The following is a 26983-nucleotide window of genomic DNA, read 5'->3' as shown; positions in this document are numbered from 1 at the left end:
TCTATTAAATTATTGCATTACATAAATTTTTCGGCCTTCAACCCTGAACTTTACCAATCCTGACGCTTCGATAGACTTAAGCACGGCTGATAGCGGCTGTTGTCTGGATATCCAGCCACCAGACTCCAGGTTGTCCGGAACACCCTGGTCATAGACAACTTCCATATCGTACCATCTGGCAATCTTTCTCATGGCTGTTTTAAACTCGACGTGATTCAGTGCAAAGTCACCGTTTTTCCAGTCAATAATATTGTCAACTTCAACTTTCTGTACGGCCAGCCGCCCGGCGCTTGATTGCGCCTGCTCACCCGGATGGATCTTTTTCTTCTGCCCACCTGCAGTGATGCTCACAGACCCTTTAAGTAGTGTCGTGGCCACCACAGGCTCATCCGCATACGCATTGACATTGAACTGGGTGCCGAGCACTTCAATCTGCTGATCTTTGCTTTGAACAATGAACGGGTGCGCCTGGTCTTTGGTGATGCTGAAATAGGCTTCTCCTTCAAGTTGAACGGAGCGCTTCCCATCACGTAACAGGTCTGGCGCGTAGCTAAGACTGGAAGCAGCATTCAGCCAGACATCGGATCCATCCGGCAGGCGGACCTGGTAAGTTTCGCCGTTGGCGGTGGATAGTTTATTGATCCCTCCGTGTCCGGAATTTCCTTTGATCTCATATATAAGCTGCCCTGTGGGCGACTTACTGATCACTACACCGGCATCCGCTGCCAGTTTGCCACTGGCCGCATCAGAAAGCCTGATGGCCCTGCCATTAGAAAGGGTAAGCGTCGCGCTGTTCGTGCCGGGTGCGCCAAGTGTCTGATTTCCCGGCTCCATAGCAGCTTTAAATTTATGGGGAGTAAAGAACAGAGAAATGCCCAGAGCGATGATACCGACGGCGGCGGCGGCAATGGCGATGCGCGGCAAGAGCCTTACCTTCCGTGCCTTGGGCAGCGGCTGACTGATAATCCTGCCGAATAGCTGATCCGCCTTATTTCCCGGCAAAAAAACCATCGCATCCTCGGTTAATTCATTCCAATGTCTTTCCATTCGCTCGTCCAGCATATCTTCTCTACCGGTATCGAGTATGAGCAGCCGAAACTCCTCCAGCTCCTGTGGAGACATGTTTTTTTCCAAATATCGCTTATACAGTGCGTCAATGTTATTGGTATCCATATGATAGAAGAACCGTTTGGCGGCTTATTTCATATATAGACACCTGAGCACCTAAGTTCGAGGTACAGCGTTCGAAGATTTTTTTTAAAATATTTATGGCCGGTTTAAAAAGCCGCATTTGCCTGGATAAAAGCCCGTCAGAGAAGGAATAAACCCGGAAAATAATCAGACCAGCTTTAATATAATCAAAATGGCCGCTATGTCGGTATTAGCTTTGACGAAAGCGCGCACGGACCTCAGCGCACGTTTAACATGGGTTTGTACAGTCAAAGGGGAAAGGTTCAGTTGTTGAGCGGCCTCCTCATATTTTAATCCCCGTTGTTGACATAATATATAGGCCTCCTTCTGTTGTTTGGGTAAAGATTCGATGGCACGGTTGAGTATATCGCGTACATCCTGAATAAGAATTTCATCTTCCATCTCAGTATTTTCCTCCTTCCATTCCTGGCCAAGGGCTTTTTCCATTCTCCCTTCGAGCACGAGCCTGCGCAGCACGTTTAAAGACCGGTGTTTCGTTGTTGTCCGCAGATAGGATTCCAGGTTTCCTATTTCAAGGATGCGATCGCCCATGAGCCAGAGCTTCAAAAAAACATCCTGCACCATTTCTTCCGCTTCTGTCTCCGAGTGCAGCAACTGTAAAGCGTAGGTGTATACCTTCTTGCCGTAAGTATCATAGATCATACGGAAAGCTTTTTGATCTCGCCGAGCAATATCAGCTAAAAGCTTTCCATTGTCTTTAGGGGAACCACCCATTGCCATCGATTTCGCTAATAAAAACCTTGATTGATCAGCAATGATAATTATAATTCCGGAGTAATACAATAATCCGCAATTAATGAACTGTTGAGTTCCCCGGTAAGTGGTTAACCTGTGAGCAAAAGGATATATAGGCATCAGCGAAGCTTCGACTCTTTCAATAAATAGATTTTTTACATTATATGATTGTAAGAAAAGGTTTGTGGTTGATAAATACCGTTGCTCGTCAACCCAAATCCCCCATAATCACTCTCAGTATCGCCCCAGTATCCTCCCAATATCCTCTACAGATAGGCCAAAATAATTTAGCCAGATTTAAATTACATAAATTATAATATTTAATTAGCTATTTATCAATATAAATATATTCAACTTGAGCTATTTATATTCTATATCCATTTGCATGGGGTGCAAGGGGTCGCGAGTTCGAATCTAGTCGTCCCGACGAGCAAAATCAAGCACTTATGACCTTGTACCGAAAAATCGGGCAGTTTAAAATTAGAGAAAACGGGCAAGCCGGATGGCGCTGTGGAATGTGATGGTGTATTCAAGACGGACTACAACTGTAGTTATAATGATGTAACAGATAGTTTAGTCAGCTGCGCTTTAAATGATGAAGCGACTATAAATGTTTCCCCGGCCATGGACCTGTTGCGCTATTACAGCCCGACTTATTGGCAAGTTAATCGATTGGGGGTATTCCAGGCAGTCCTGCAGCGTATCCGGGCCACTTCAATTGAATGACGTCCGAAATTCCAGCGGCGACAGGTTGGTCTTCGTTTTAAACAATTTGCTGAAGGACTGCAGGTGCTCAAATCCGAGTTCATAAGCTATCTCGCTGATGCTGAGGTTGGTGGTGGTGAGTTTTTCCTTGGCCAGCTCTATCAGTTTATGGTGCAGGTGTTGCTGCATGTTTTGCCCGGTTAGCGTTTTGAGGATGCTGCTCAGGTAACCTGGCGAAATGTTCAATGTTTCGGCGATACGCGTTACGCTTGGCAAGCCCTGGCTTGCTAAAGCACCGCTGTTAAAATAACTGCTCAGGTAATTTTCCAGGCGTGTCAGCAGTTCATGATTGGCTTTTTTATGGGTAATAAATTGCCGCTGATAGAACCGTTGAGAATAGGTTAACAATAACTCCAATTGTGCAATGATCACATCCTGGCTGAAGTGGTCAATAGCCGTGCTGTATTCGTGTTCGATCTGATTCACGATCGCGGTAAGCATCAATTCTTCCTTTTCGGAAAGATACAGCGCTTCGTTCACTGAATAGCTGAAGAACTCGTACTGCTTGATATTTTTGGCAAGCGATGTATTCCATAAAAAATCAGGGTGGATCAGGATCATCCAGCCTTCGGGCTTTTGAAAATCCGCCGCATGCTCCACACTTTCCACGCCAAACAACTGACCGGGTGACATGAAGAACAACACGCCTTCATCAAATCCGCCGGTTTGCTGACCGTACCGGAATTTAATATGCTGCTTCCTTTTCATCGAGATCCAGTAAAAATCACCGACCAGGCGGAAGGGGATCTCGGCAATGGGCATATTGACATTTTCCAAGCGGACAACACTGATCAGCGGGTGCGCCGGTTTGGGCAGGCCGGCGGCACAATGATACTCACTGATTGCGCTGAAACGAAGAAGCGATGTATTGCTCATGATACAAGGTAATCATTTTTGCTGGTATGCCTGGGCAAACTCCTTTGCGAATGCTGAAAGTTTAACTTTGCCCATTTTCGGTTGATTCCGATGAAAATTTTCCAGTGGTTTGCCACTGTGCATGGCAGCCTGCATCTCCACTAAAGTTTCGGCTAGCTTTCCGGGCACGTTAGCCATTTTTAACCCCTGCAGCATGGCTTTATCTGTCAGCAACACCCATTTCAGCCAGGGCTTGTTAATGGCCGTTCCAATGATGCGGGCCGCTTCGTTACAGGTCAGTTCCTCACTGCCCACATACCGGATAGTGTTTTGCGCTGGTATCAACACAAGTTCTTCGGCCACTGCATCGGCAATGTCTTTTGGCGAGACAAAAATGATCCGGTCATCTCCGCCATAGTTGCCCATCAGCAGGCCGGTCTTTCCGGTCAGCAATGCCCAAAGGCCGGAATAGCGCAGCGTAAGCAGTTTGCCCATCAGCCCTTTCCCTTTGATCAGGTCGATGCTCTGATAAAAGTTTGTGTAAAATGATCCGGGACGCATAATGGTCATAGAAGCCTCCAGGCCTTCAAACTCGCTTTCCACACTTTCGGCTTTTATCAGATCGGCTACCCAACCACTCATTACGACTACGCGCTTCGTCTTTGCTATCTTTAACGCCTGGACATAGTTCCGCGCCATCCGGCGTAAATAATCGCCCAGGTCCGGTTCTGTAAAGCTGAGCGGGATCATAGCATAAACCGCATCCGCGTCCCGGAATATGGCTGTAAGGAAATCAACATCGGCAATGGAGCCGATGGCAGCCGAAGCCCCCAGGGCTTCAATGGCTGCCTGTTTATTCCTGTCACTGCTCACTACGGTTACGTCGTGTCCCTGGGCTACCAATATTTCCGTCAGCGGTTTGCTGATATTACCCAAAGAGCCAGTTACAATAAGCTTCATTTTATTGAGTATAAATGCCGTTATCGATATCATTTAACAGGAGCGGGTTTGACGGGCGCCAGTTCAGGTGCTCCTGTGTCCACTTGCTGGAAGATGGACAGTCGATCGCTGCCATTTGGGCAAACCAGCCAAAATGCTCGGCGGCTTGTTCAGCGGGGATGGACTTTACTGGCAGGTTCAATTGTCGGCCAATGGCTGCGGCAATGCTTTTAACGGTTACACCTTCCTCTGTATTGGCGTGGAAACGTGCTCCGGGCGCCGCTTGCTCCAAAGCTAAACGGTACAGTAGCGCAGCGTCCAACCGGTGCCCGGCATTCCAGCGGTTCTGGCCTTCGCCGATGTAGGCTGAGAAACCTTTTTCCCGTGCCAGGTTCACCAGGATGGGGATAAAGCCGTGTTTATCTTCCTTCCCATGTACCGAAGGCGGCAAACGCAGTATAGCCGCACGCACGCCTGCAGCCGCAGCTGCTTCCGCTGCCCGTTCGGAAGCACGGGGCCAGGCGGGGTTGAACGGTGAAGGCATGTCTTCAGTCGCCACGGCCCCAGGCCTTACCAATGCGGTCCCTGAAGTGACAATTAATGGACGGTCTGTACCCGCCAGTACGCTGGCTATCGTTTCTATGGCCCGCTCATCGATGGCGCAAATTTCGGCAAAGCGGGTAAAATCGTGGACAAAACCGCAATGGGCCACACCATCGCTTTCGGCTGCGCCTTGTCGAAGACTGTCCAGGTCTTCCAGGTCGCCGAGATGAGCCTGAGCGCCCGCCGCTTCCAATTTGTCTGCTGATGCTTTTGAACGTGCCAGCCCCAGTACCTGGTGGCCGGCCTTTATTAATTCCTGCACAACAGCGGTACCTACGAACCCGGACGCTCCCGTAACAAATACTTTCATGTGTTGATTGCTTTTATTGACACAAAGTACCGCTGGAAAAGGGAGAAAAATTTATCCAAATCCATGTTTGGTTTAGCCGAAACCATACTTTTTGTCGGCGTAGCAGAAATGACAGCTTTTGGGGTTGCGCTAATGTGCTTTGTGGCTACGGCCTGCCGTCCATTGACTTACACTACAGCCTCATCCATACTTCCCTACTTTTCAGTACCCTCCTACCGCAGGCTTACAAACCAGGAAGCCCCGCTTTAGGGCGGAGCTTCCTGGTAACCTGTCTATTTATCCCGGAGTCAACTTATTTAAAAGGAACAATTTTTCCTGTAGTGGTAGATTGTCCCACGGTTAATTTATAAATTAATACCACCCTGTTATTGTCCGGCACACGGTACTCTATCTGCTGCATACCGCCCTTGCTAACTTCACCCCTGAAGGCAACAGCCAACAATCGTCCCTGGAGATCATACAGTTCCAGCTGTACCTTACCGGCTTCCGGCGCTACATAACGGAACGTGATCACATCTGAGTACGGATTCGGGAATACACTAACAGTCAGCTTCGATACTGCCGGTTTCTCATTGATTATTGCCTGCTCCTGATTGACGGCCATAACAACGGCAGCATTATTAAGCGTTGTTACAGATTTACCCCATCCTACCAATACGGCACATTTATCAAATCCATTATTGATTGCATCTACCGCCGCGTTTACATCTGAAACACTGATTCCGGTGACGGTTTGGCCTCCCAGGTACTGGTTAGCCAATACATACAAGCCCTGTACGGTAGACTGTCCTATAGACCCCAGATAGTTTACCACATTTTTAGGCAACCTGAAGGTATCTATTTTGGATACCGGTGTAGTGCTGCCGCAAGCGGTGAGCTTGGCGGTGAACAAGGTGTCTCCCTGGATCGTTAACCCTGACAGTGTCGGAGTAACGCCCATATTAAAGAACAGGGCCATTGTCTGTGCCAGTAATGCATTGTTAATCTTACCGAAGGTAGACTTAGCAGTTGAAATCGGCACATTACTCCAGGTGGAAGGTTTGCTGTAAGTAGCATATCCTTTCAGTGCAAGCGGTGTACTACCGCCCGGCAACATGTAGAATATGTTATCACTGGTGATGTCGCTCAGGAAAAGGGTAAAGAATTTACCTGTTGTTTTCAGTCCGAAGAATACAGAATCACCCGCCTGTGCATCCAATACCTGCGTCATCATTTGTTTAGCTGTGAAGCTTCCGCCTCCCGGAGTGCAACCCAGTCCATTCTTGTTACCATAAAATCCCTGTGTATAGGTGCAATAGCTGGCGCAGCAGCTAACGGTAATAGCCTGTTCTACATAGGTAGCATTGCCGCATTCATCTGTAGCTGTCCAGCGCCGGATATAGGTGAACGGACAATTGCTTCCTTCTTTCCTGTCGTTGGTAGTTACATATACCTGACCACCACAATTATCGCTAAAGGTTGGTGTATCAAATATGACAGCCGCTCCGCAATTTATCAGTTTATCATCTCCCTTAGTTACCACTACCGGAGCAGTGTTATCATTCACCACAATGGTTTGTCTAAGCGTATCAGACTTATTGCCACAGGCATCTACCGCCCACCATTTGCGTGACAGTGTAAACTTGTTCACACAGGTGCTGTCGGTTGTTTCCGCACTGTAATAAACAGTCGCATTACCGCAATTATCTTTGGCGGTTATTGTTTGCGGGCCGGGTATGTCTTTGGCGCAACTCAGTTGTAAATCTGTTACTTCACCGGAGAGTACCGGTGCGGTATTGTCCTTTATATGGACAGTTTGTTTGACGGAGTCGCTGTTACCGCAAACGTCTGTGAATATCCAGGTACGGACAATCGTTGAATCACAGGCGCTGCCGCTACCGATTTCACTATACACCGGTGTAAGGGTTGCATCACAATTGTCTGTTGCCGTAGGCGCAGGCAATGCCGGTATGTCGCCCAGACACTGTACGCTCACTTCTTTATCAAAGTCCGCAGTGATCACAGGTTTGACGTTGTCATTTACAGTGATCGTTTGTTTAAGCGTATCAGAGGTGTTGCCGCAGGCATCTACCGCCCACCATTTGCGTACCAGTGTAAACTTGTTCACACAGGTGCTGTCGGTTGTTTCCGCACTGTAATAAACAGTCGCATTACCGCAATTATCTTTGGCGGTTATTGTTTGCGGGCCGGGTATGTCTTTGGCACAACTCAGTTGCAAATCTGTTACTTCACCGGAGAGTACCGGTGCGGTATTGTCTTTTATATGAATAGTTTGTTTGACAGAGTCGCTGTTGCCGCAAACGTCTGTGAATACCCAGGTGCGGACAATCGTTGAATCACAGGCGCTGCCACTACCGGTTTCACTATAAACCGGTGTAACGGTGGCATCACAATTGTCTGTTGCCGTAGGTGCAGGCAATGCCGGTATGTCGCCCAGACACTGTACGCTCACTTCTTTATCAAAGTCCGCAGTGATCACAGGTTTGACGTTGTCATTTACAGTGATCGTTTGTTTAAGCGTATCAGAGGTGTTGCCGCAGGCATCTACCGCCCACCATTTGCGTACCAGTGTATACTTGTTCACGCAAGTACTGTCTATTGTATGCTGGCTCATCTGCACCTGCACATTTGCCAGGCAATTATCAGAAGCTGTTATTACCGGTGCAGCCGGCAGATCTTTAGAACAGCTGATATTCACGTCCGCTGCAGTACCGGACAAAACCGGTGCGATGGTGTCTTTTACATAAAATGTATGTTCGCAGGTCTTGGTTACCTTGCCATCGGGAGAGGTGGTCATCAATTGCAGCGTGTATGCACCGCAGGTATTTCCGGCCATTACGGTTACAGTATCTTTAGTGGTAGCACCGGTGATGCTTCCATTACCGGTGATGCTCCATTTATAGGAACCTACCCCGGACAGAGGACCCTGATAAACGTTCACTGAACCCGGACAAACCGGATCCGGGCCATCAATTAAGCACGGCGCTTCCGGATGCTGGACAACAGTTATTACTACGGTGTCTTTGCCGGAGCAGCCATTCTTGTCAGTAGCAGTTACCACAAACTGGAATGTTCCTGTAGACGGTGGCACAAATTCGGGGTTGAAAATATTTGGATCGGAAAGGCCTGTAACAGGGCTCCAGCTGAATGCATAAGGAGTTGTGCCCCCGCTTGCTGATGCACTCAGGAAAGCGGTATCAAGATTGGTGATAGTCTGATCTGTACCGGCATTCACCATCACTTTCGAGATAGTGACAATATCACCCGGGGAAACATGCGAGTTCAGATAACAGGTATCGGAAAGCCCGTTGCGGGTAACAATCAACCGAAGTGTGAATGTTCCTGCTGTAAATGCAGCACCCACAGGCACCACCTGTATATTGGCAACGGTGTTATTGACAATCTTGGCGTTGGCAGTATTACTTCCGGTAATACTCCACAGGTAGGTGAGCCCTGACGCATCATCTACGGTTGATGTGTAGCTGAGTGAAGTTGTCTCTACGCAACCGGTAGTGGGCCCGCTGACAGTGCATTGGGGCGGAATGAAAACAGCATTGGTTTTCAGGGATCTGTCCTGATTACCGATGCTGACGACATTACCATCAATGATCCAGTTTTTCAACCGCATGTGGTAAGGGGAACCATTGATAGCGGAAGCAGAGTTGGTTTCACCGGTAACCGGATCTTTCCCCCAGTCGATCACGCTGGCAATATGGCCTCCCCATGCCAATACAACGGTTTCTTTTAATGCTATAAAAGTAATATTGACCACAGTTTCAGATTGCGAAGCGGTAAGGCTGCCTTCAGACGCATACACAACGCTGGTTATATTTGCGTTGTACCCTGTCATCACCCTTTCGGCAGCCGGCAGGGAATTGAAACTGGCAGTGGGCTGTCCGGCAACGGGCGAACCCGCACTGGATGGCGCCGGAATAGGTTCAACATCCGTGGAGGTAAAATAACCGGGAGGAAAGCCGGTAATATTCAACAACGGATTTACAGTTTCTGCCGCATGCAGGAATACTCCATGAGGCTCCAGCCGCTGAAAATGGGTAATGTAATCCAGGGCATGTTTCCCACTATTCATGACGTCTAGTCCAATAACCAGTGTATAGGTTTTATTAACCACCAGGTTCGTTAATACCGCCCGGTAGGGAACAGAATACCCCTCCAGGAAATGCGCCTGCTGGTCGTTCAGATTACCATTTACCCAATCTACAGGTGATACAGGAGCTGTTAGTTTGCCATTGGCACCCTGATCTAAATTGGCTGATTGAGCGTTGATCTGTGAGATAGTTCAGTTGAAGAAAATGACGGATAAGAGAAGGATTAGGCATCTCAGATGTAAACGTGGAGTAAGAAAAAGATAATTGGTTAGAGATACTGCGTTCATAAACATCGATTTTTTTTGTGAACAAAAAAATACTCCGTGCTGTAAAGAACATGTATTCCGAGAGGAGAGTAAATACCGCAACCGGCTGTACTGTTGAAAAACACAGTATAACCACATAGGTATATTATTCGCCGGACGCGGTGCGTTAAATAGTTAGGAGATTCAAGAATATAGCTAAAAAGGGGGAGCTATAGGAGATATAGCTTAAATAACAATCAAATAAAAGACAATCTTAAAACCGACACCAATTTGCTCTCGGAACAAAATGTCGCTTAAAGTCATTTGGCTCTCAATTCTATCACAAAGGTTAATGTTTTTTTTTAGTTAAAAAAAACATTAACATATCATTATCATAAAGGAATTTCCAGGGCAACTACCCGTTGTTCCCTGCCTCTCCGCTTCGGTTTAGGAAGCGGAAGGAAAGACCTAATCAAGGGGCATGCCTGGCTGGGAACAACTTGTAACCATCATACCGAAGCCTGATGGTTACAAGTTCCTCTAATCCGTTTAATATTCATTTGTAACGAGTGCAGATGCTCCCATCACCCGCATAAACAGTTCTTCGTCCAGCAAGTCTTTAATAGACCGGATAACAAAATCAGGAGCATAGCCGAAATGTTCCAGGTCTTCTTCCCGGGTCACCCCTGTTAATGTAAGTACGGTAGTGAAACCCATGGAGCCTGCCCCCAGGATATCCGTTCCCATGGTATCTCCTATCATCACTGTTTCATCTGTGGTGAGCTGCAGCGCTTTTCTTGCCATGCGCATCATCACCGGGCTTGGTTTTCCTACGCTGAAAGCTTTGATACCAGTGGCAAATTCGAGCATGGCTACCAGTGCGCCACAGCCAACCCGGTACTTGCCGCCTCCCATCGGGCAATTGGGGTCCAGGTTGGTGGCAATGAGCTTAGAGCCCTTCATGATCATATTAATAGCCTTATCCACAGATTCCAGCATGATCGTTCTGCCTTCGCCGATAATCACATAATCCGGCTGGTCATCTACAATGGAATAACCCGCATTGTGCAATTCTGTCAGCAAGCCCCCCTCACCTATCACATAGGCGGTACCGTTTTCCTTCCGGGATGCCAGGTACCTGGCTGTGGCCATGGCACAGGTGAAAATATCTGTATCATTGACCCTAAAGCCCATTTTATTCAGCTTGTAACAAACATCCCTGCTGGTTCTCTGGCTGTTGTTGGTGAGGAAGAGGAAAGGCAACCCTTTGTCTCTGAGACCGTTGATAAAATCTACCGCCCCGGGAATGGGCTCACTGCCTTTATAGATTACGCCATCCATGTCAATTAGAAATCCCTTTTTTTTCATAGCAATCAGATGTTTGGTTAATTATATTCAATAAATAAATAAGCGAACGCTATCAGAAAAAAATGGAATAAATAAAGGCAGGATGGAATGAATAAAGGCAGAAAGACAGATACACCTGTTGCAGATACAGGCATCCGCCTTAAAGATAATTATTAATTCCGGATTGTTTTATTTATTTTCAAAAAAAATGCTGCAATTGCTGTCGCTTCATCAGTGACAATGACCACGAACATTAATGGATGCCGTTTGTTATATAGTACGACGACAAGACTCGTGAAAAGCAAATAATAATACCTTCTTTCCTCCGGCGTAATGTTATCCTGCATTTTCCTATACACAAAACATTACCGTAAATCTCCCTTATGAACGCAGTGAATCAATAGCACGCAAATCAGGACACTTATAGTTTTTTTATTATCAACCATCAAAATAAAATGTATGTGGACATGTTCACGCCCCTGCAGATCCGGGGCAATAGTATTGTATCTGTTACTCTACTGGAGCACAGTAATGGCACAAACCGGCAAAATCATCGGGAAAGTCAGCTCCGTCAGGGGCGAACCCATTCCGGGAGTATCCATTATGCTGAAGGATTCAAAAACCGGGGCTGTAACGGACGCCCAGGGTAATTACATTATCACCGCGCCTGGTAGCGGCATCCTGGTGTTTAATGCCATTGGCTATCTTAAACAGGAAGTACCTATCAACAACCGGAGCATCGTGAATGTAACGGTTACGGAAGATAACAAACAACTCGGAGAGGTCGTTGTAACAGCCCTCGGTGTAACCAAGACGAAGAAAAGCCTGGGATATGCCACCACGGAGATCAAAGGCGCCGACCTCGCCGTTACCAACGAGGTAAACCCGGTAAATGCCTTACAGGGTAAGGTGGCCGGGGTACAGATTGACCAGGGCGGCGGAGGACTCTTCGGCAGCTCCAAAATTGTGATCCGCGGTAACTCCACACTGGGCACCAACAACCAGCCCATATTTGTGATAGATGGGGTGATCGTGGAAAACAATACCTTCAGCGGCACGGGCCGTGACTTTGGTAACGACCTGAAAAACCTGAACATGGAAGACTTTGAGTCCGTTACCGTACTGAAAGGCTCTTCCGCAGCGGCTTTGTATGGCTCCAGGGCCATCAACGGCGTGATCCTCATCACCAGTAAAAAAGGACGGGAACGAAAAGGAATAGGCGTTAACGTTAGCCAGACGTTCAACACCTTCCGTCCCTACGCCGGCCCGGACTTCCAGAACGAATTCGGGGGCGGCACCGTAGGTTACTTCTTTACCGACAACCGCGACCCCAATTATAAATCGAATGAACGCTGGAGGACCAAGGTATTTCCCACAGACCCCACTACCGGCAAACCTTATATCGATAAACAGATAGGCCGTGAGCTGGAAAACTGGGGCCCCCGTTTCGCCGGGCAGGATGTCCTGAATTACGATGGCACTCCCACTAAATATGTAGCCCAGCCCGATAACTTCATGGATGCATTCCAGAACGGGAATGGCTCCGCGACCAATATAGCCCTGGATGGCGGTAATGACAGATCAACCTTCAGGGTATCCTATACCCGCGATCAAAGCCAGGGGATCGTCGCCAAAAACAGCCTGTTAAAAAACAGCTTCGACGTACGGGTTACCCATACCATCAACAGATTCCTCAGTGCCGACATCAGCGCCAACTACACCGACTTTGCCGGCAAAAACCCTCCCCGGCTCGGCGGACTGGATGCCTTCGCTTCCTATAACTTCGGGAAACTGTTTTCGTGGGTCCTTCCCCGTAACTACGATACGAAATACTGGATGCAGAAAGCCCACTACACCAGCGTGCTCGGGGGAGCTCCCAATCCGGCAGACCCTAATGAGCCCAACAAGGCGCCGGAATCCCGTTTCTGGTTCAGCCTCTTCGAAAACGAATACCTGCAGAATGAACAAACCATCCGCGGACGTATAGCCCTTACCGCTACTATAACCCCCTGGGCTAAACTGTTACTGGAAGGCAACGTCAATAACCTGTATACTAAAAATGAAAACAAGGAACTTGGGCAAAGCCCCGATTTCAAAGGCGGTCTTTATGGCCTCGGACATACCAGCAAGGAAAGCTATTTCCTCAAATGGATGCTGATGATCAATAAAACCCTTATGAAAGACCTGGACCTGAGCGGTTACATAGGCGGCGAAACCCAGCGTTTCCAGACGACCTTTAACTACAGCGAAACCGTCGGCGGACTGAACTACCCGGGGCAGTTCTTCCTGGGCAATTCTGCACAAAAAATGGAACCCAAAGGTGGACTTAAAACCAAAAAAGCTTTTAATTCCCTTTATGCCAGCGCCGACCTGGCCTGGAAAAATCAGCTGTTCCTGCAGGCCACCTTCCGGGGCGACTGGTCCTCTGCCCTGGCCTACACCAACGGTGGCGGTAACTTTTTTTACAACTACCCGGCCGTCAGCTTGTCGTGGCTATTCTCCGAAACATTTAAACTGCCTTCATGGATCAGTTATGGTAAGCTGAGAGGAAACCTTGCTGCACTGGGTAACGACACCGACCCGTTCACCATCAACCCGGGATTCACCTTCAACGGCTTCACTTCGTCCAACGGAACCGATATTCCTATGTCGACGTATAGCCGCTACCGCGACCCGCTCACCGGTAAGTTCATGGTCATACAGCCTAACCTGAGGCCGCAACGGAAAGTAGCCAAGGAATTAGGCGCCGAAGTGCGTTTCCTGCAAAACAGGATTGGTTTTGATATATCCGTTTACCAGGACAATACCAGGGACCAGATCCTGGATGTGGCCACCCCTCCCGAAAGCGGACAGGAAGGGATTATCATCAATGCAGGTAATATCCAGAACAGGGGACTTGAACTGATGATCGACGGGACACCGGTTAAAACAAAAAACTTTGAATGGAGCACCAATCTAAACTACTCCTTCAACCGCAACCTTATTAAGGACTTATACCCCGGGCGGACAGAATACGAGCTGGGAGCCAATATCGGCGAAATAAGCACCTGGGCGGTAGTAGGCAAGTCATATGGCGTGTTACGCACATTGATCCATTCCAGCCCGTACCAGGCCAAAGATGCCAATGGCAACCCGGTAGATGACCCCAACAACGGCAAACCGGTACTGGCCTGGCGCTCTGATGCCCGCGCCGCATTCCCGGCCCGCAGCAATACCTGGCAGGACGTAGGCGATATCAATGCCAAATTCAGGGCCGGCTGGGGCAATACCTTCCGTTATAAAGGTTTCTCCCTGAATGTGCTGCTGGATGCTAAAATAGGAGGCGATTTCGTGCTCCTTACCTACCGCTACGGCACCCACACCGGCGTGTTCCCCAACACACTGGCAGGGCGCGATGCCGCCACCGGCGGTATTACCTGGACCAGCAAATACGATGGCCAGACCTACGACGATGGCCTGATCCCGGATGGCGTATTCCCGAAAGGCCAGATGATAACACAGCCTGACGGATCACAGGTGGACGTAGGCGGCATGACCTATGCACAGGCCTACGAAAAAGGATATGTAGAGCCTACCCATGCGCCGCAGTTCTACTACCGCTATGGTTCTTCCTCCACAGGTGTAGCCGATTACTGGATCAAAAAGAATACCTGGGTATCATTACGGCAGGTATCGCTGGCCTATCAGTTCCCGGCCAATATCTGCAAAAAACTGATGCTGAATAACCTGAGCGTGGCTGTTGTAGGCCGCGACCTGTTGTACCTCTATAACAGCCTTCCCTACAACTACAACCCCGCTTCCAACAACTCCAACAACACCGCTTACGCTGGTGAAGAAGGATTTTTACCTATGATCCGCTCGATTGCAGGTACTATCAGGGTAGGATTCTGATGAATGGTTTATGGCAACATCAAAAAACAAGATCATGAAAAATATAAAACACCGATATATAAAGGTTTGCATAGCACTGGCCCTGCTGGGCGCCGCATCCTGTTCCAAAAATTTTGGCGATATCAACACCGACCCAAGCCTGGTGAGCAAACCGGATGTAAAATTCCTGCTCAGCTATTCGGAAGACAAAATCTTTACCTACCAGGGTACCGAATGGGTATGGGAAAGCATGGAACAGCTGATGCGCTTTACGCAACATGTGACTTCCAGCCCGTATGAAATTACCAACAACGTAAATACACGGTACAATAATTACTACCTCCAGGTATTACCCAATCTGAACGAAATCAGGCGACAGGTGGACGCTATGCCCGACAAGGAAAAGTACCAGAAAATAAAGGTAGTGACCAACATCCTGATGGTGCTGCACGGCATCAAAGTAACAGACATGAACGGGTCTGTGCCCTTTAGCGAGGCAGTAAGAGGACGGTATGAACAGAAATACAACCCGGTTTATGATGAACAGCCGGCCCTTTTCGCCAACTGGCTGGGGCAGCTCGATGAGGCTATTAAAGTACTGTCTGACAATTCCATGGTAACGCAAATGGTGTACGGACCATCTGATATTTTTTACCAGAGCGACTGGGTAAAATGGGTGAAACTGGCCAATACGCTTAAACTTCGTATAGCCGCCAGGTTAGAGAACGCAGACAAGGCAAAATGCCAGGCCATCTTCCAGGAAGTAATGAAAGATGCTATCGGCCCCATTAGCGACTATGACTCGCAGGTCAGGTATGTGAATGCCACCTATGTTCCTTTCGGCACCGGGGGAGATATCGACTACCGTAGCCGCAGGTACGCCAGTACGTCTATCATGAATTTCCTTAAGAAAACCAATGATCCCCGGTTACCGGTATATTTCGAAAAAAATGACCTGGTGGGCAGTTATAAAGATTCATTGGCTAAATACCAGGTGTCGCTTCCTGCATTCATTGATCCGAACGATCCGCTGATCATGTACCAGGGAGGACCTGCCGACTGGACCACCAATCCCGACGTGGCGTCCTATATCGGGAACCCGCTGCCTGTGAGCCAGTTCACAAAATACTCCCTGATCTCCCCTATCAACCGCAGGTTTTTCTCTCCTCAACTAAACCAGGCAACCGGTAAGTTCCTGGATGTTGCCGTTACCCATGCAGAAACCTGTTTTTATATCGCTGAGTTTATCCAGAAAGGTTATGCCGGCGGAGTGGATACCAAAGGCAGCGCGGAAGACTGGTACAAAAAAGGAGTCGCCTCCTCGATACAGACCATGAACGCCATAGCAGTAGCCGCAGGCTCCACCACCGCTTATTCCGGCGATGGAGCAACAGAGATCAACAACTACCTGGCTAATCCGCTGGTGAAATTCAATGGCGTCAATAACCTGGAAAAGATCTATATCCAGCAATACCTGGGAATGTACCGGCAGCCTAATGAGGCATACGTATTTTGCAGACGTACCGGATACCCGAAAACCGGTTCGGCCTACTATGGCAGGGAACCATTCCACGAGCTGGTCCCACGCCGTTTCTGGCTGATAGATCCCGGAGAAGTGAACAGGGCCAACTGGTCGGCCGCCATGCAGCAACAGGGATTCACCCCCAATGCGCAGGACTTGCCTACCCTGAGTTCACAGCGCATCTGGTATGATAAAGCCGCTCCCGACTTCGGGAAAGGGCAGTAACATAAAAAGAAGCACTTACATATAATGGTAAGTGCTTCTTTCTTTTCAGTATTCTCCGGCGCTTTGTGCAATTTTCCGAAATAGCGCATGCCGGCAGTTGCCTATTCTCCGAAAAGCGCAATCCGGCGGAATTCCTTTACCCGTTTTGCATGATACTGCTCGACAGCATATTGCTGAAGATGTTTCATCGCATCGTCAATGGAATCCGTTATCAGGATATACTTTAAATCATCGGGTGATATCATATAATTTTCGATCATTTTATGAAACAATGGCATCAATGGTTCCCAATATCCGCGATTCATCAACACCAATGGGAAATTGAGAATTTTATGGGTTTGAATCAAGGTAAGCGCCTCAGAAAACTCATCCAGGGTACCTACTCCTCCTGGCAGGATAACGAACCCGTAAGAATATTTGAACATAAGCACTTTACGCACAAAAAAATACTTGCAATTATAACGCAGGTCCAGGTAGTCATTAGCCATCTGTTCCTTCGGCAGACTAATATTACAACCCACCGATTTACCACCAGCTTCTTTGGCGCCTCTGTTAGCAGCCTCCATAATCCCCGGGCCGCCACCTGTCATGACGGTAAAACCAAGTCCTGCAATACCCGCTCCTGTTTTTCGCCCCAATTCGTAATAGTCTGATCCCGGTTTTACCCTTGCTGATCCAAATACAGCGATACAAGGTCCGGCAAAATGCAATACCCTGAACCCACGTATAAATTCAAACAACACTTTAATAGAAAAGAACAATTCTTTTAGTCTCGAGCGCGGGCCTTCCAAAAAGTACTTCTCTTCATACCCGGGTAGTTCCTTCTTAACCGCAAGTTGCGGTGCTTCGCTATTTATAATCATAGGTTAAACATTAAGAAATCAATTTACCACAATTGCATCCCCGATATTATGACCGCTATCATGAAACAGTGTGATTACCCTCATTTTCCTATACCCAAAACGATGCTATAATTGTATTAAAACAAACCCGTTTTTATGCAGATATATATTAGCGAAGAAGCGGTTGTAGCGGACATACAGGACAGGTTCCAAACCATATATCCGTTCCTGAAACTGGAGTTTTTCAGGAAACCACATGCCGAAGGTGAATACTCGCCTGAGGACGAGAAAATATCGCCGGACACGCTTATCGAAAAAATACGAACGCGGTATGCCTGCGGTTGGATCGATATCAGCTACTATCGCACAGCTGCTGCAGTAGAATATGACTTTAGCCACATCTTCGGGCTGAACGTGCAAATACTGCGTAAAGCAGGAACGTTATGGCTGGAAACCATCAGGACAGATAACTGGACCCTGGAAGAGTTGAACAATGCAGGCAAACCGGCAAAAAGCCGCCCATTTCAATTACCGGATGCATCGGACAATGACAATGAATGATGATGATATTTGCATTGTACCAGAATATAAAATCTTAAACCATGGCAATATTTCATAATAAAGTGGCCATTATTACGGGCGGGAGTTTCGGTATTGGCCGCGCTGCAGCCATCGCCTTTGCTCAAGAGGGTGCGGCAGTGGTCATTGCAGATTGCGTGGAAGATCCGGACAGGGAGACGCTCCGCCAAATAGAAGCGAATGGTGGCGAGGCCACGTTTATTAAATGTGATGTGAGCAAGGATTCTGACGTTGCGGCGATGGTCGGCAAATCCGTTGGCATATACGGCAGGGTCGACTTCGCGTTCAACAACGCAGGCATCGAGGGGGTTTCCGCCACTACACAGGAGTGCACACAGGAGAACTGGCAAAGAACGCTGGCTGTGAACCTGACCGGCATTTGGTTATGTATGAAACATGAGCTCTATCATATGTTACAACAAGGTAGCGGCGCCATCGTTAATTGCGCATCTGTAGCCGGACTGGTCGGCTTTCCTTTACTCCCTGCCTACGTAGCCAGTAAACACGGTGTTGTAGGGCTTACCAGGACGGCCGCGCTGGAGTATGCTAAATCCGGTATCCGTGTAAATGCTGTTTGCCCGGGCGTTATAAAAACACCTATGATAGACCGCTTTACCGGGAATGACAAACAAGTAGAACAGCATTTTCGGGAAATGGAACCGGTGGGACGTATGGGGGAACCTGCAGAAGTGGCGGCAGCCGTAGTATGGCTTTGCTCCGATGCCGCATCATTTGTTACAGGCACTGCCCTCCCGGTTGACGGCGGCTGGACCGCTCAATAACGTTATCTTTCATTATTTGCCTGCAACACCCGAATAAAATTGCCTGATATCCTGAACCAGTAATTCCGGCGCCTCCATGGCCGGAAAATGACAACCGCTGCCATAGAAGGCCCATCTATCCGGCACTCCCATCAGCGACGTCAATTTTTTCAGCAGAGACTCATCTTCCTTTTTACCAAAGCAGGCGATGGCCGACGGAATCTTCGGCGGTGCCCATTGACTGGTTTTCTGTGAACTGTCACCACACCAGTCAAAAGCCATGCTCATATTTTCGGCAAGGACCTCTGCGGCGGACGCTCCTGTTTGATTGAACCAGTACAGGGAAACGTTTGTCAATAGCTGATCTGTATCGATGGCGTCCTCGGGCAGTTTTTTGTCCGCATCTGTCCATTCTTTATATTTCTCCACCATCCAGGCCAGCTGCCCAACCGGGCTGTCCGACAATGCGGAGCCAATAGTATGAGGTCTTGTAGCCTGGATGTCCAAATAGGCCGTTCCATCTTTTTTGTAGGCTTTCATTCGGTCGAGCCGCACGTTTTCTTCCTTTGTAAAAGACGATGTGTCGGAAGGGAACATTCCCAGTCCTGCTACCGCAAAGAAATCAGTATTTATATGCGTGCCGATCAGGTTGTATGCGGCCACACCAGACATGATACCTGCAATGCCGGCTCCCATATCACCCCCATGAACTGCAAACTTTTCGTAACCCAGCTGCGTCATTAAAGTAGTGAAAGCAGTCGCAATTTTTATCATATTCCACCCCTTTTCTTTTACAGGCGTGGAAAAACCAAAACCCGGGATAGATGGAATAACCAGGTCAAAAGCTATTTGGCCGTCCTGCGGATCGGTAAGCGGCCGGATAACTTTGATAAAATCTGCAAAAGAACCCGGCCAGCCATGAATAAGCATCAAAGGAACAGCCCCCGGCTTCGGTGATTTAACATGCAGATAATGGATATTCTGTCCATCAATGGTTGTTATGAACTGTGGGAACTGATTGAGAATAGCCTCTTGTTTTTTCCAGTCAAATTTATTCAGCCAATAGCCAGTCATTTCTTTCAGATAGCCGGCAGGTACACCTTTTTCCCAGCCGCTTTCAATTGCGGAGTCAAACCAACGGGCATTGGAGAGTCTTTGATGAAGATATTCAAGGTCCTTGTCAGGAATCCGGATCGTGAACTTTTGCATAGCTTTCAAATTTTGATTGTTTAATTTCTTAGGTCAAAATTCATCATTATACAAATGGAGGACGATAACAATTGTTAATTAATCTAACGCCTGTTCCTGATCCGGCTGAGTGAAACAGAAGTGATGCCCAGGAAGGAAGCAATATAGTGTTGCGGTACTCTTTGAAGGATCCGGGGATATTGCTGCAGCAGTTCCCTGTATCGTTCTTCGGGACTGTTTTTGATCCTGGACAGAAAAAGCTTCTCCACATAGGCAAGCCGCTGAAAAGTCTGTTCTTCCATGTCTTGTTTAATAACGGGTGAGCTTTCAACGATTGTAAGATAATCTGCTTTCGTGAGGGAATGGACGACAGATGGCTCAAGGCTCTCTATGGAATAGAGACTGGGTTTATCGTACCGGAAACTTTCGGCAGAGGAAACACCTTCCCCCTCAAAGAAAAACTGGAAAGTAATATCTTTACCATCGTTGTTGAAAGAAAGCCTGCAACATCCCTTTTCAATAAAATAAACTTTTCTGGCAATCTCTCCTTCCTGTAATAAGACCGTTTTTGCAGGTATTTCCTCCCGCTTGAACAGGTGACTGAATTTTTGCCATTCTGCCATCTTAATATAACATTTAAAGTCAGCAAATCAACAATAACCTGCTCTCCCCGGGCCTTTCCTTTGGCGCACGATGCAGGCAGGGTGGCACCTTGCTTTCAGGATGGTCCACCGCCAGCCGCCACAGGTTACCAACCCCTAAGTTTATGGGACGCGCCTCAGGCTTAGCCTGATAATGCAGATCGAAAAAATTATCACTCAGGAACGATTCAAAACCTTCCTCAGCTCCATGATACAGCTTCCTGAGCTGCGCGCGTATTTCCGGGATAAGCACTTTTTTTTCGCCTTGTGCATTAGGCAATATATCACTCGCCGCGCCATAGTAGGTGCATAAAAAGGTATCGGTAGGTATCGGAGAGCGATCTACGTGAAAGGAATAAACATCGGTCGGAAAAAACGGGTAGGCATCATCCCTGTCATAGTAGTTGATCACATTTAGAACGGGCAATGCCCCATGTACTTTCAATAGCGCCATATCTTGTAACAGCATGTCACGGGCAAGCGCTCCCTCTTCGCTCAACTGAAGTCCAAGAAGTTCCGCAGGTTCAATCTCCGTTATATTTCCGCTCTGCGTTACCTTACTGACGATCTCAGAAAAATCGCCGGTTAGTTCACGCGCCCAGCAAATTGCATTTATTTCTCCACTAAACGGCGTGGCGACCAGGTCCTGAAAACTCCCTACACAGCGAATATGTTGTTCACCACCGGATAAATCTATCATCATAGTTTACATAAAATCAACGGGCAACGATAACCGACCGCTGCCTTCATATAAAGGTAGCCAATGATAATTATAAAAGACGGATACCACGTCAATGAATTTTCCCCGCGGTGAGACAATGTATTTTTATTTGTGACGTTGAATTTAACTAAAGCCTATGTCTACCGTATCACTGCCCCCTTACAGTATCCTTATGATACGGACGGGGAACCGCTTCGCCATCCGCTGGAAGCGCAAACAGAGGAAGAAACCAGCAATTGGATAGACCATGAATACCTGTTTCTCACAGATACGCAGCGGACATTCTACAAACAATGCCGTTTTGGGATGATTTCCTCCTGCTTTTATCCCCAGGCCACCAGTAAGGCATTAACGATAGGCGCCAGACTGGTATTGCTGTTATTCATTCACGATGATTATACTGACAACATCGATATCTATCAACTGCGGCCTTACCTGCTTAAAAGCGAAGCCATCATGGCGGGGCAGGATGTCCCCTGCCAGAGAGGGGACCTGCTTTACCAGTTTAAACTGTTCAGAGATGCGCTGCTGCCGCTGGCGCCGGCAGCATGGATGCAACGCTGGTGCTGTAACCTCAATTATTTTTATGAAGGGATGATCATGGAGCGTTGTTTTACGCCTGACCATTATCCCTCCGTCCCGCATTATATGTTCCTGCGCGAGCATTTGATCGGCATATATATTTACCAGGACATCGTGGAGCTCTATATGTCATCCTTTATGCCTTATGCTTTGCTGTCCCATCCGCATGTCAGGGAACTCAGGCGGCACGCCGCGCTTATAATATCCTGGTGCCACGATTATTATTCCGCCAAAAGGGAATTGGCCGCGGGACAGATGATGAACCTGGTACTGGTGATCAGGCAGGCGTATCAATGCAGCCTGGAAGACGCCTATGCCGAAGCCGCACGTATCCATATTGAAACGGTGAAGACATTTTTACAGCTCAAAGAAAACCCGCCGGATTTTGGGCCCTATAACGGGCTTTTCAGGGAGTATGCCGGCCACCTCCTGCACATGTGCAAAGGCAATCATTTATGGCACCTTCATTCAGGAAGATATGATCAGTAAGACCTCTCCCTTCTCCATAATAAGGAAGCCTTCCGCTGTAACAGACGGAAGGCTTCCTTATTTATTCCTTTTTGGAAAGATGTTCCTCAACAGTTCTTACCGCACATCTTTCAGATTAACATCTACTTTATCACCATCTTTCCTGATAGTCACTTTCATTTCAATCTCTGCCGTGGCGCCCGTAGCACCGCTTCCATGGCTGTAAACAGGGCTGGATGACAGCACCGCTCCACTCGGGTGCACCAGGTTGGAGGTGCCTGACTGGTAGCTGTAAGAATAACGGTGCGTATAGCCAAAAGTAGTGAGCAATATATATTCACCCGGCATCAGGTTAGTAAACTCGAAATGGCCTTTGTCATCATACACGGTCGTTTTCTTAATACAGGCGGCAACGTTAGGATCGATCGGCACTTCGGGGATTTTTTTACGTTTCCGGATTTTCCGGTTTACTTCTTTCCATTCTTCGATATAGGCCGAATTAGGAAGAATGCTCACCACAGTGCCTTTGGGAGCGTATTGGGCCCTGTTGATATTCACCACCTGTAATTTACTTCCGCCGCGGTCCCTGGCGAAAGCGGTACCAGTGATAACACTGTTGCCTTTCTCCAGCATGCGCAGGTTTTCCTCTTTGTCAAACTTCGCCGCTATCGGCTGGTAATCCAGCTCCTCGTTCACGCAGATCTCTATGGTCCCTTTGCCTACCGGCATCTCCCGCTGCCAGATCCGGTGATCTTTTTTATCGATGATATACGTGTAAATAGCGCCGGACTCTTCTTCCAGCACATTCACCAGCCAGCTTTCATGGTTTCCGGTTTTAGGAGAACGCTGTATGTAGCTTTTTACGTCTTTTATCACGTAATTGGATAACACGCTGTCCGGACTGGAGCCATAGTAAAACTCCGGAACAATGGCTTTATAACCTACATCCAGTGGTAACGTGGTAAAAAGAAGCTCGGACACGTTAAAGTCAACGAACTTACCCGCCGGCTTTATCGTCAGCTGCTTATCCTTGCCACCTTTCTCGCGGTACTTACCGGTAACGGTGCTTCCGAAAGTAAGGTCCAGCGAGTTTTTGAGTCCTTCAGACTTATAGCTCACGGGGCTAAGCGTTTTAGCATCTGCTACAGAAGTCCTTTTCCTGTACCACTCTCCTTTTTCATCGATGTAATCGGCCACAAATCTCAGCTGATTATCTGAAACCGATAGTTCATGGGTAAACGTTCCCTTCTTTGTCCAGTTATTGTCTTTCACATAGTAAATGGTGAACAATGACTTTCCGGGTTGCAAACGGCTGGTATTAATGTCTGGGCTACCGGGTACAACAGTTTTCTGCGCAAAGCTGGCAAATGGCAATAACAGCAGCAGAACAGATTTCAATGGAATTTGCATGAAGTCCTTATTTTCTTACCAATTATAATTATAACTTATATTTAAGTCCTTTCTGAATGGACAAAAATAAACGATTTCCGGCAAATTGGCAGGACAACATCCGGCACGCCATAACTAGATAAGTATAACACTCATCAAAGACAAAACCCGTAAGGCGTTGAAACCTCACGGGTTTTTAAAGTACCTCACAAGACAACGGCGAAAGGCCGGGGGGCTATTCTTTAATCTTTCTGCAGGTTCTTACCGCCCATAAGGTATAGGATGGCTCCCAGGACGATAAGGCCAATCTTGATAGCCCAGGCCGGACCATTTCCCCATTCGTAGATCCAGGCCAGGATACGGGGCACGCGGTTAAAGAAATCGAGGACTATAGCCACCAGGCCGATAATAACTAAAAAGGAGCCGATTCTTTGCATAATGAATATTGCTTAATTGGATTGAAAAATACGATTGATTGTAATACAAAATTAGTGTCGGTCGTCATCTGCGATATCCCCGGAAACAGCGATTCTTTTTGCTGCAGGGGTTATATCAATTTATCCGTTGCTCCAATGGCGGGCCTTTTTGCGCCAGCACGCCGCGCAGCGAATCCTCCCGTGTTTGGGCAGAGACAAAAGCAGCCATCAGCAACATGATCAGCAGCCGGCAGGTCATACGTAAAGGCCTGCCTTCATACCTTCTTTTCCTGCTCCTCACTATTTTACCAGATAATTTTTTCAAAACTGCCATTCCTAAAGCGGTCCATAATAGCCGGTTGGGGGTTATGCCCTTAATACAGAACGTTATTCTCGAATTACAAACATAGCGTATATGTTCCAATGCCGCAAGAAATACTACCTCCGCTGTTTTGTCTGCTCATCGATGGCTGTAAAGATAACCACCCCGTTCGGAGGGCATATCCACGAATACAGGTTTTTTTTCTGTCATAGGGGCATTGCAGGCCGACCCGGCACAAACGAAAAAAGCATTATACCTTCCCGTATAATGCTTTTCATGTTGGTGAAATTTACCTGATACGTTTCTTTACTTAGCCCTGCTTTCAACGTAATCAACGATCTTCCCCACTGTTCCCATCCGGAAAATCTCTTCCGGGGCAGCCTCTACGCCAAACTGCTGTTGTAATTTTGAGCACAGCTGAACTGCCATAATGGAGTTCAGCCCCAGGTCGTCCAATGACCGGTCGGCAGTGATAGATTCCTGGGGAATGCCGGCAGAACTGCTGATAACGTTAATGACTTCTGCTGTGATCGGGTTTTCCATATGCGATGGTTTTTTTGAAGGGTAAACTGTTCATCTCAGGGTCATGCCCGGGAGAACTGATGAAGCAATAACGCTTTTCAGGCTGAATAGTTCAAAATATTTACGAATTTACGTATATACGGCACTGTAATACTTACATTCGTAACAACCTAAAACGAAAAATATGCTTACTGCCATTCATCCGAAGCTGCCCATGCGCAGCAAAGCCCTGACAAAGGATTTCTACGTCGGCCAATTAGGCTTTCAGCTATTCGGAGACGTCGATTACACAGGTTATCTGATGATCATAAAAGACGGTCTGCAAATTCATTTTTTTGAGTTCAAAGAACTTGACCCCAAAGAGAACTACGGACAAATTTATATCCGGACCAATGACATAGATGCTTTATACCAGTCACTGCTGGATAATGGGACAAACATTCATCCAAATGGGAAACTACAGGTTAGGCCCTGGGGGCAGAAAGAGTTCTCCCTCCTTGATCCCGACAACAACCTGCTAACCTTTGGACAAGGCGCATAGAAAAATGAACGGGCAGCATGCTGCACTAACGTTATTACCGGCTGCCGACTATTTACCCTGATTTTCCCGACAGGGCCGCTGATCTCCCCGCAAGCTATCTAAATGATAAAAGCCTTACAGCAATGTGTTGCTGTAAGGCTTTTGGGCGTTCACCAATATTTTTTTTTAATCCCACTGCACCTGTCAAACAATTTGGCTGTCTTTATTAGAAAGACGACAATCGACCACATTATATTTTTTTGGTTTTCTAGATGATAAAAGGATTAGGCTAAAAGAGAAACCGCCTCCCTGTCCAGGGAAGCGGTACTTTTTATCTTTAAAAGCAGTGTTTCTGCTTATGCTTTTCTCCATATCTCCAGCAGCGAGTAGTTGCCATCCGGCTCAAACCGTATTTTTTCAAATCCGGCTTTGGTAAATTTTGCCCTGATGTCATCGATGTGCGTGGTCCAGGCTTTGCCGCTCTCCATAATACGGAACCACTGCAGGGTTTTGATATGCATAATATTCCCGAGGTGCTCCAGTTTGGAACAGTCTGAAATATCCAGTTGTTCCAGTTTGGAGAGGTGCTCCAGCCCTTCCAGCGAGGTGAGTTTTTTGTTCCATTTTATTTCTGCGTCGCGCACCTCACCATAACCTTTCAGTCCTTTGAAATCTTCATGCTTGCCTTCCATCCAGCCGGCGAAACGCAGGGAGGCGGCGCCTGCCTGGCTGAGCGTCTCCACGGTATCTGCCTTATGCAGGAAGAGATTTTTCAGTTGTTTGCATTTTCCGATTTCAGAAGGGTCCAGTTTTTTATTGCCCAGGGTAATCGTGAGCGTATTGGAAAGCCCGGGGAAGTTGCCGGCATGGAAGTCAGACATCACGCGGCCCATATCCAGCAGGGTGATATCCGGCAGTACCAGGTCCTTATTCCAGTTCACCTTTGGTTTGTTCTCGCTGTTGACGCCTATCTGCAATGCTTCCAGGCCGCGTGGCAGGTCTTCCGCTTTGAGGTGCGGCACAAACCAGGAAGGGATGATCAGTGTTTTCAGGTTGGGCAACGTGGCCACTACGGGTGGTATGGCGGTGGTGCTGTTATCATCGGGCCATAGCTCCAGGAAATCGATGTCCGCCAGTTTGCTTTTTTCGATGACGCCCCATTCCAGTCCTCTGTCCTTGTACCCTTTAAACTTTTCTTTGTCTGCGGTGTGCAGTGTTTGCCCCATAAGCCACCGGGGAGCGCCCGATGGGATGATTTTACCGATATAGCTGATAGACATTCCTGATGCTTTTAAATA

22 protein-coding genes are annotated in these 26983 nt (G+C 47.7%); 6 read left to right on the top strand and 16 right to left on the bottom strand.

Features of this window, described 5'->3' with window-relative positions:
• Positions 1–9: 9 nt before the first annotated feature.
• The 7 genes from HF324_RS12360 to HF324_RS12330 form a co-directional block, all read right to left on the bottom strand.
• Complete coding sequence (locus tag HF324_RS12360; RefSeq protein ID WP_168859898.1) at positions 10–1173, bottom strand: FecR family protein; 1164 nt, start codon at positions 1171–1173, stop codon at positions 10–12.
• Between the two features lie 165 nt (positions 1174–1338).
• On the bottom strand, positions 1339–1926 hold the full coding sequence (locus tag HF324_RS12355; protein ID WP_168859897.1) for an RNA polymerase sigma-70 factor: 588 nt from the start codon (positions 1924–1926) through the stop codon (positions 1339–1341).
• Positions 1927–2661: 735 nt separating this feature from the next.
• The gene (locus tag HF324_RS12350) at positions 2662–3588 is read right to left on the bottom strand and encodes a helix-turn-helix domain-containing protein (RefSeq protein WP_168859896.1); all 927 of its coding nucleotides are present in this window, start codon (positions 3586–3588) and stop codon (positions 2662–2664) included.
• A gap of 12 nt (positions 3589–3600) precedes the next feature.
• Entirely contained in the window at positions 3601–4527 is a 927-nt protein-coding gene (locus HF324_RS12345; RefSeq protein WP_168859895.1) for an NAD(P)H-binding protein, read from the bottom strand.
• A gap of 1 nt (position 4528) precedes the next feature.
• Positions 4529–5419 (bottom strand): SDR family oxidoreductase, encoded by an 891-nt coding sequence (locus HF324_RS12340; protein WP_168859894.1) that lies wholly within the window; start codon positions 5417–5419, stop codon positions 4529–4531.
• Between the two features lie 292 nt (positions 5420–5711).
• Complete coding sequence (locus HF324_RS12335; RefSeq protein ID WP_168859893.1) at positions 5712–9506, bottom strand: HYR-like domain-containing protein; 3795 nt, start codon at positions 9504–9506, stop codon at positions 5712–5714.
• Between the two features lie 813 nt (positions 9507–10319).
• Positions 10320–11138: an HAD-IIA family hydrolase gene (locus HF324_RS12330; RefSeq protein WP_168802749.1), complete on the bottom strand. Its 819-nt coding sequence runs from the start codon at positions 11136–11138 to the stop codon at positions 10320–10322.
• A gap of 438 nt (positions 11139–11576) precedes the next feature.
• On the opposite strand from HF324_RS12330, the gene HF324_RS12325 reads away from it, so the two are divergent.
• Positions 11577–15008 carry a SusC/RagA family TonB-linked outer membrane protein gene (locus HF324_RS12325; RefSeq protein ID WP_168859892.1) on the top strand — a complete coding sequence of 1144 codons (3432 nt, stop codon included), beginning with the start codon at positions 11577–11579 and terminating at the stop codon, positions 15006–15008.
• Positions 15009–15042: 34 nt separating this feature from the next.
• The gene (locus HF324_RS12320) at positions 15043–16734 is read left to right on the top strand and encodes a SusD/RagB family nutrient-binding outer membrane lipoprotein (RefSeq protein ID WP_168859891.1); all 1692 of its coding nucleotides are present in this window, start codon (positions 15043–15045) and stop codon (positions 16732–16734) included.
• A 101-nt stretch (positions 16735–16835) separates the two neighbouring features.
• Here the strand turns inward: HF324_RS12320 and HF324_RS12315 are convergent, their stop codons facing one another.
• Complete coding sequence (locus tag HF324_RS12315) at positions 16836–17597, bottom strand: LOG family protein (RefSeq protein WP_168859890.1); 762 nt, start codon at positions 17595–17597, stop codon at positions 16836–16838.
• Between the two features lie 135 nt (positions 17598–17732).
• Here HF324_RS12315 and HF324_RS12310 point away from each other — a divergent pair, with 135 nt between their 5' ends.
• Positions 17733–18137, top strand: coding sequence for a hypothetical protein (locus HF324_RS12310; protein ID WP_168859889.1), 405 nt, complete (start codon positions 17733–17735; stop codon positions 18135–18137).
• Positions 18138–18178: 41 nt separating this feature from the next.
• The gene (locus tag HF324_RS12305; protein ID WP_168859888.1) at positions 18179–18937 is read left to right on the top strand and encodes an SDR family oxidoreductase; all 759 of its coding nucleotides are present in this window, start codon (positions 18179–18181) and stop codon (positions 18935–18937) included.
• A 12-nt stretch (positions 18938–18949) separates the two neighbouring features.
• Here the strand turns inward: HF324_RS12305 and HF324_RS12300 are convergent, their stop codons facing one another.
• From HF324_RS12300 to HF324_RS12290, 3 genes are all read right to left on the bottom strand, one after another.
• Positions 18950–20125, bottom strand: a complete 1176-nt coding sequence (locus tag HF324_RS12300) for an epoxide hydrolase family protein (protein WP_168859887.1) — start codon at positions 20123–20125, stop codon at positions 18950–18952.
• 83 nt (positions 20126–20208) lie between these two features.
• Positions 20209–20727: a Crp/Fnr family transcriptional regulator gene (locus HF324_RS12295; RefSeq protein ID WP_168802740.1), complete on the bottom strand. Its 519-nt coding sequence runs from the start codon at positions 20725–20727 to the stop codon at positions 20209–20211.
• 19 nt (positions 20728–20746) lie between these two features.
• Positions 20747–21448: a DUF1826 domain-containing protein gene (locus tag HF324_RS12290; RefSeq protein WP_258539502.1), complete on the bottom strand. Its 702-nt coding sequence runs from the start codon at positions 21446–21448 to the stop codon at positions 20747–20749.
• Between the two features lie 135 nt (positions 21449–21583).
• Here HF324_RS12290 and HF324_RS12285 point away from each other — a divergent pair, with 135 nt between their 5' ends.
• Positions 21584–22537 (top strand): terpene synthase family protein, encoded by a 954-nt coding sequence (locus tag HF324_RS12285; protein ID WP_168859886.1) that lies wholly within the window; start codon positions 21584–21586, stop codon positions 22535–22537.
• Positions 22538–22633: 96 nt separating this feature from the next.
• On the opposite strand, the gene HF324_RS12280 is transcribed toward HF324_RS12285, so the two are convergent.
• The 4 genes from HF324_RS12280 to HF324_RS12265 form a co-directional block, all read right to left on the bottom strand.
• Positions 22634–23926: a DUF3108 domain-containing protein gene (locus HF324_RS12280; protein WP_192023249.1), complete on the bottom strand. Its 1293-nt coding sequence runs from the start codon at positions 23924–23926 to the stop codon at positions 22634–22636.
• Between the two features lie 221 nt (positions 23927–24147).
• On the bottom strand, positions 24148–24342 hold the full coding sequence (locus HF324_RS12275; RefSeq protein ID WP_168802738.1) for a hypothetical protein: 195 nt from the start codon (positions 24340–24342) through the stop codon (positions 24148–24150).
• 115 nt (positions 24343–24457) lie between these two features.
• Positions 24458–24646 (bottom strand): hypothetical protein, encoded by a 189-nt coding sequence (locus HF324_RS12270; protein WP_168802737.1) that lies wholly within the window; start codon positions 24644–24646, stop codon positions 24458–24460.
• Between the two features lie 303 nt (positions 24647–24949).
• Positions 24950–25186 carry an acyl carrier protein gene (locus HF324_RS12265; protein WP_168802736.1) on the bottom strand — a complete coding sequence of 79 codons (237 nt, stop codon included), beginning with the start codon at positions 25184–25186 and terminating at the stop codon, positions 24950–24952.
• Positions 25187–25349: 163 nt separating this feature from the next.
• On the opposite strand from HF324_RS12265, the gene HF324_RS12260 reads away from it, so the two are divergent.
• Positions 25350–25706, top strand: a complete 357-nt coding sequence (locus HF324_RS12260; RefSeq protein WP_168802735.1) for a bleomycin resistance protein — start codon at positions 25350–25352, stop codon at positions 25704–25706.
• Between the two features lie 335 nt (positions 25707–26041).
• Here HF324_RS12260 and HF324_RS12255 read toward each other — a convergent pair whose 3' ends face one another.
• Positions 26042–26965: a leucine-rich repeat domain-containing protein gene (locus HF324_RS12255; RefSeq protein WP_168859885.1), complete on the bottom strand. Its 924-nt coding sequence runs from the start codon at positions 26963–26965 to the stop codon at positions 26042–26044.
• Between the last annotated feature and the right edge of the window lie 18 nt (positions 26966–26983).

The organism is Chitinophaga oryzae (genome assembly GCF_012516375.2).
In the GTDB taxonomy this organism is placed as follows: domain Bacteria; phylum Bacteroidota; class Bacteroidia; order Chitinophagales; family Chitinophagaceae; genus Chitinophaga; species Chitinophaga oryzae.
Note: the sequence above shows the minus strand (reverse complement) of the source record. Positions and strands in the feature narration are given on the sequence as shown.

Coding starts and splice junctions, on each gene's coding strand:
- HF324_RS12360 (WP_168859898.1), bottom strand. CDS start 1,173: ATGGATACCAATAACATTGACGCACTGTATAAGCGATATTTGGAAAAA.
- HF324_RS12355 (WP_168859897.1), bottom strand. CDS start 1,926: ATGGGTGGTTCCCCTAAAGACAATGGAAAGCTTTTAGCTGATATTGCT.
- HF324_RS12350 (WP_168859896.1), bottom strand. CDS start 3,588: ATGAGCAATACATCGCTTCTTCGTTTCAGCGCAATCAGTGAGTATCAT.
- HF324_RS12345 (WP_168859895.1), bottom strand. CDS start 4,527: ATGAAGCTTATTGTAACTGGCTCTTTGGGTAATATCAGCAAACCGCTG.
- HF324_RS12340 (WP_168859894.1), bottom strand. CDS start 5,419: ATGAAAGTATTTGTTACGGGAGCGTCCGGGTTCGTAGGTACCGCTGTT.
- HF324_RS12335 (WP_168859893.1), bottom strand. CDS start 9,506: ATGAATAGTGGGAAACATGCCCTGGATTACATTACCCATTTTCAGCGG.
- HF324_RS12330 (WP_168802749.1), bottom strand. CDS start 11,138: ATGAAAAAAAAGGGATTTCTAATTGACATGGATGGCGTAATCTATAAA.
- HF324_RS12325 (WP_168859892.1), top strand. CDS start 11,577: ATGTGGACATGTTCACGCCCCTGCAGATCCGGGGCAATAGTATTGTAT.
- HF324_RS12320 (WP_168859891.1), top strand. CDS start 15,043: ATGAAAAATATAAAACACCGATATATAAAGGTTTGCATAGCACTGGCC.
- HF324_RS12315 (WP_168859890.1), bottom strand. CDS start 17,597: ATGATTATAAATAGCGAAGCACCGCAACTTGCGGTTAAGAAGGAACTA.
- HF324_RS12310 (WP_168859889.1), top strand. CDS start 17,733: ATGCAGATATATATTAGCGAAGAAGCGGTTGTAGCGGACATACAGGAC.
- HF324_RS12305 (WP_168859888.1), top strand. CDS start 18,179: ATGGCAATATTTCATAATAAAGTGGCCATTATTACGGGCGGGAGTTTC.
- HF324_RS12300 (WP_168859887.1), bottom strand. CDS start 20,125: ATGCAAAAGTTCACGATCCGGATTCCTGACAAGGACCTTGAATATCTT.
- HF324_RS12295 (WP_168802740.1), bottom strand. CDS start 20,727: ATGGCAGAATGGCAAAAATTCAGTCACCTGTTCAAGCGGGAGGAAATA.
- HF324_RS12290 (WP_258539502.1), bottom strand. CDS start 21,448: ATGATGATAGATTTATCCGGTGGTGAACAACATATTCGCTGTGTAGGG.
- HF324_RS12280 (WP_192023249.1), bottom strand. CDS start 23,926: ATGCAAATTCCATTGAAATCTGTTCTGCTGCTGTTATTGCCATTTGCC.
- HF324_RS12275 (WP_168802738.1), bottom strand. CDS start 24,342: ATGCAAAGAATCGGCTCCTTTTTAGTTATTATCGGCCTGGTGGCTATA.
- HF324_RS12265 (WP_168802736.1), bottom strand. CDS start 25,186: ATGGAAAACCCGATCACAGCAGAAGTCATTAACGTTATCAGCAGTTCT.
- HF324_RS12260 (WP_168802735.1), top strand. CDS start 25,350: ATGCTTACTGCCATTCATCCGAAGCTGCCCATGCGCAGCAAAGCCCTG.
- HF324_RS12255 (WP_168859885.1), bottom strand. CDS start 26,965: ATGTCTATCAGCTATATCGGTAAAATCATCCCATCGGGCGCTCCCCGG.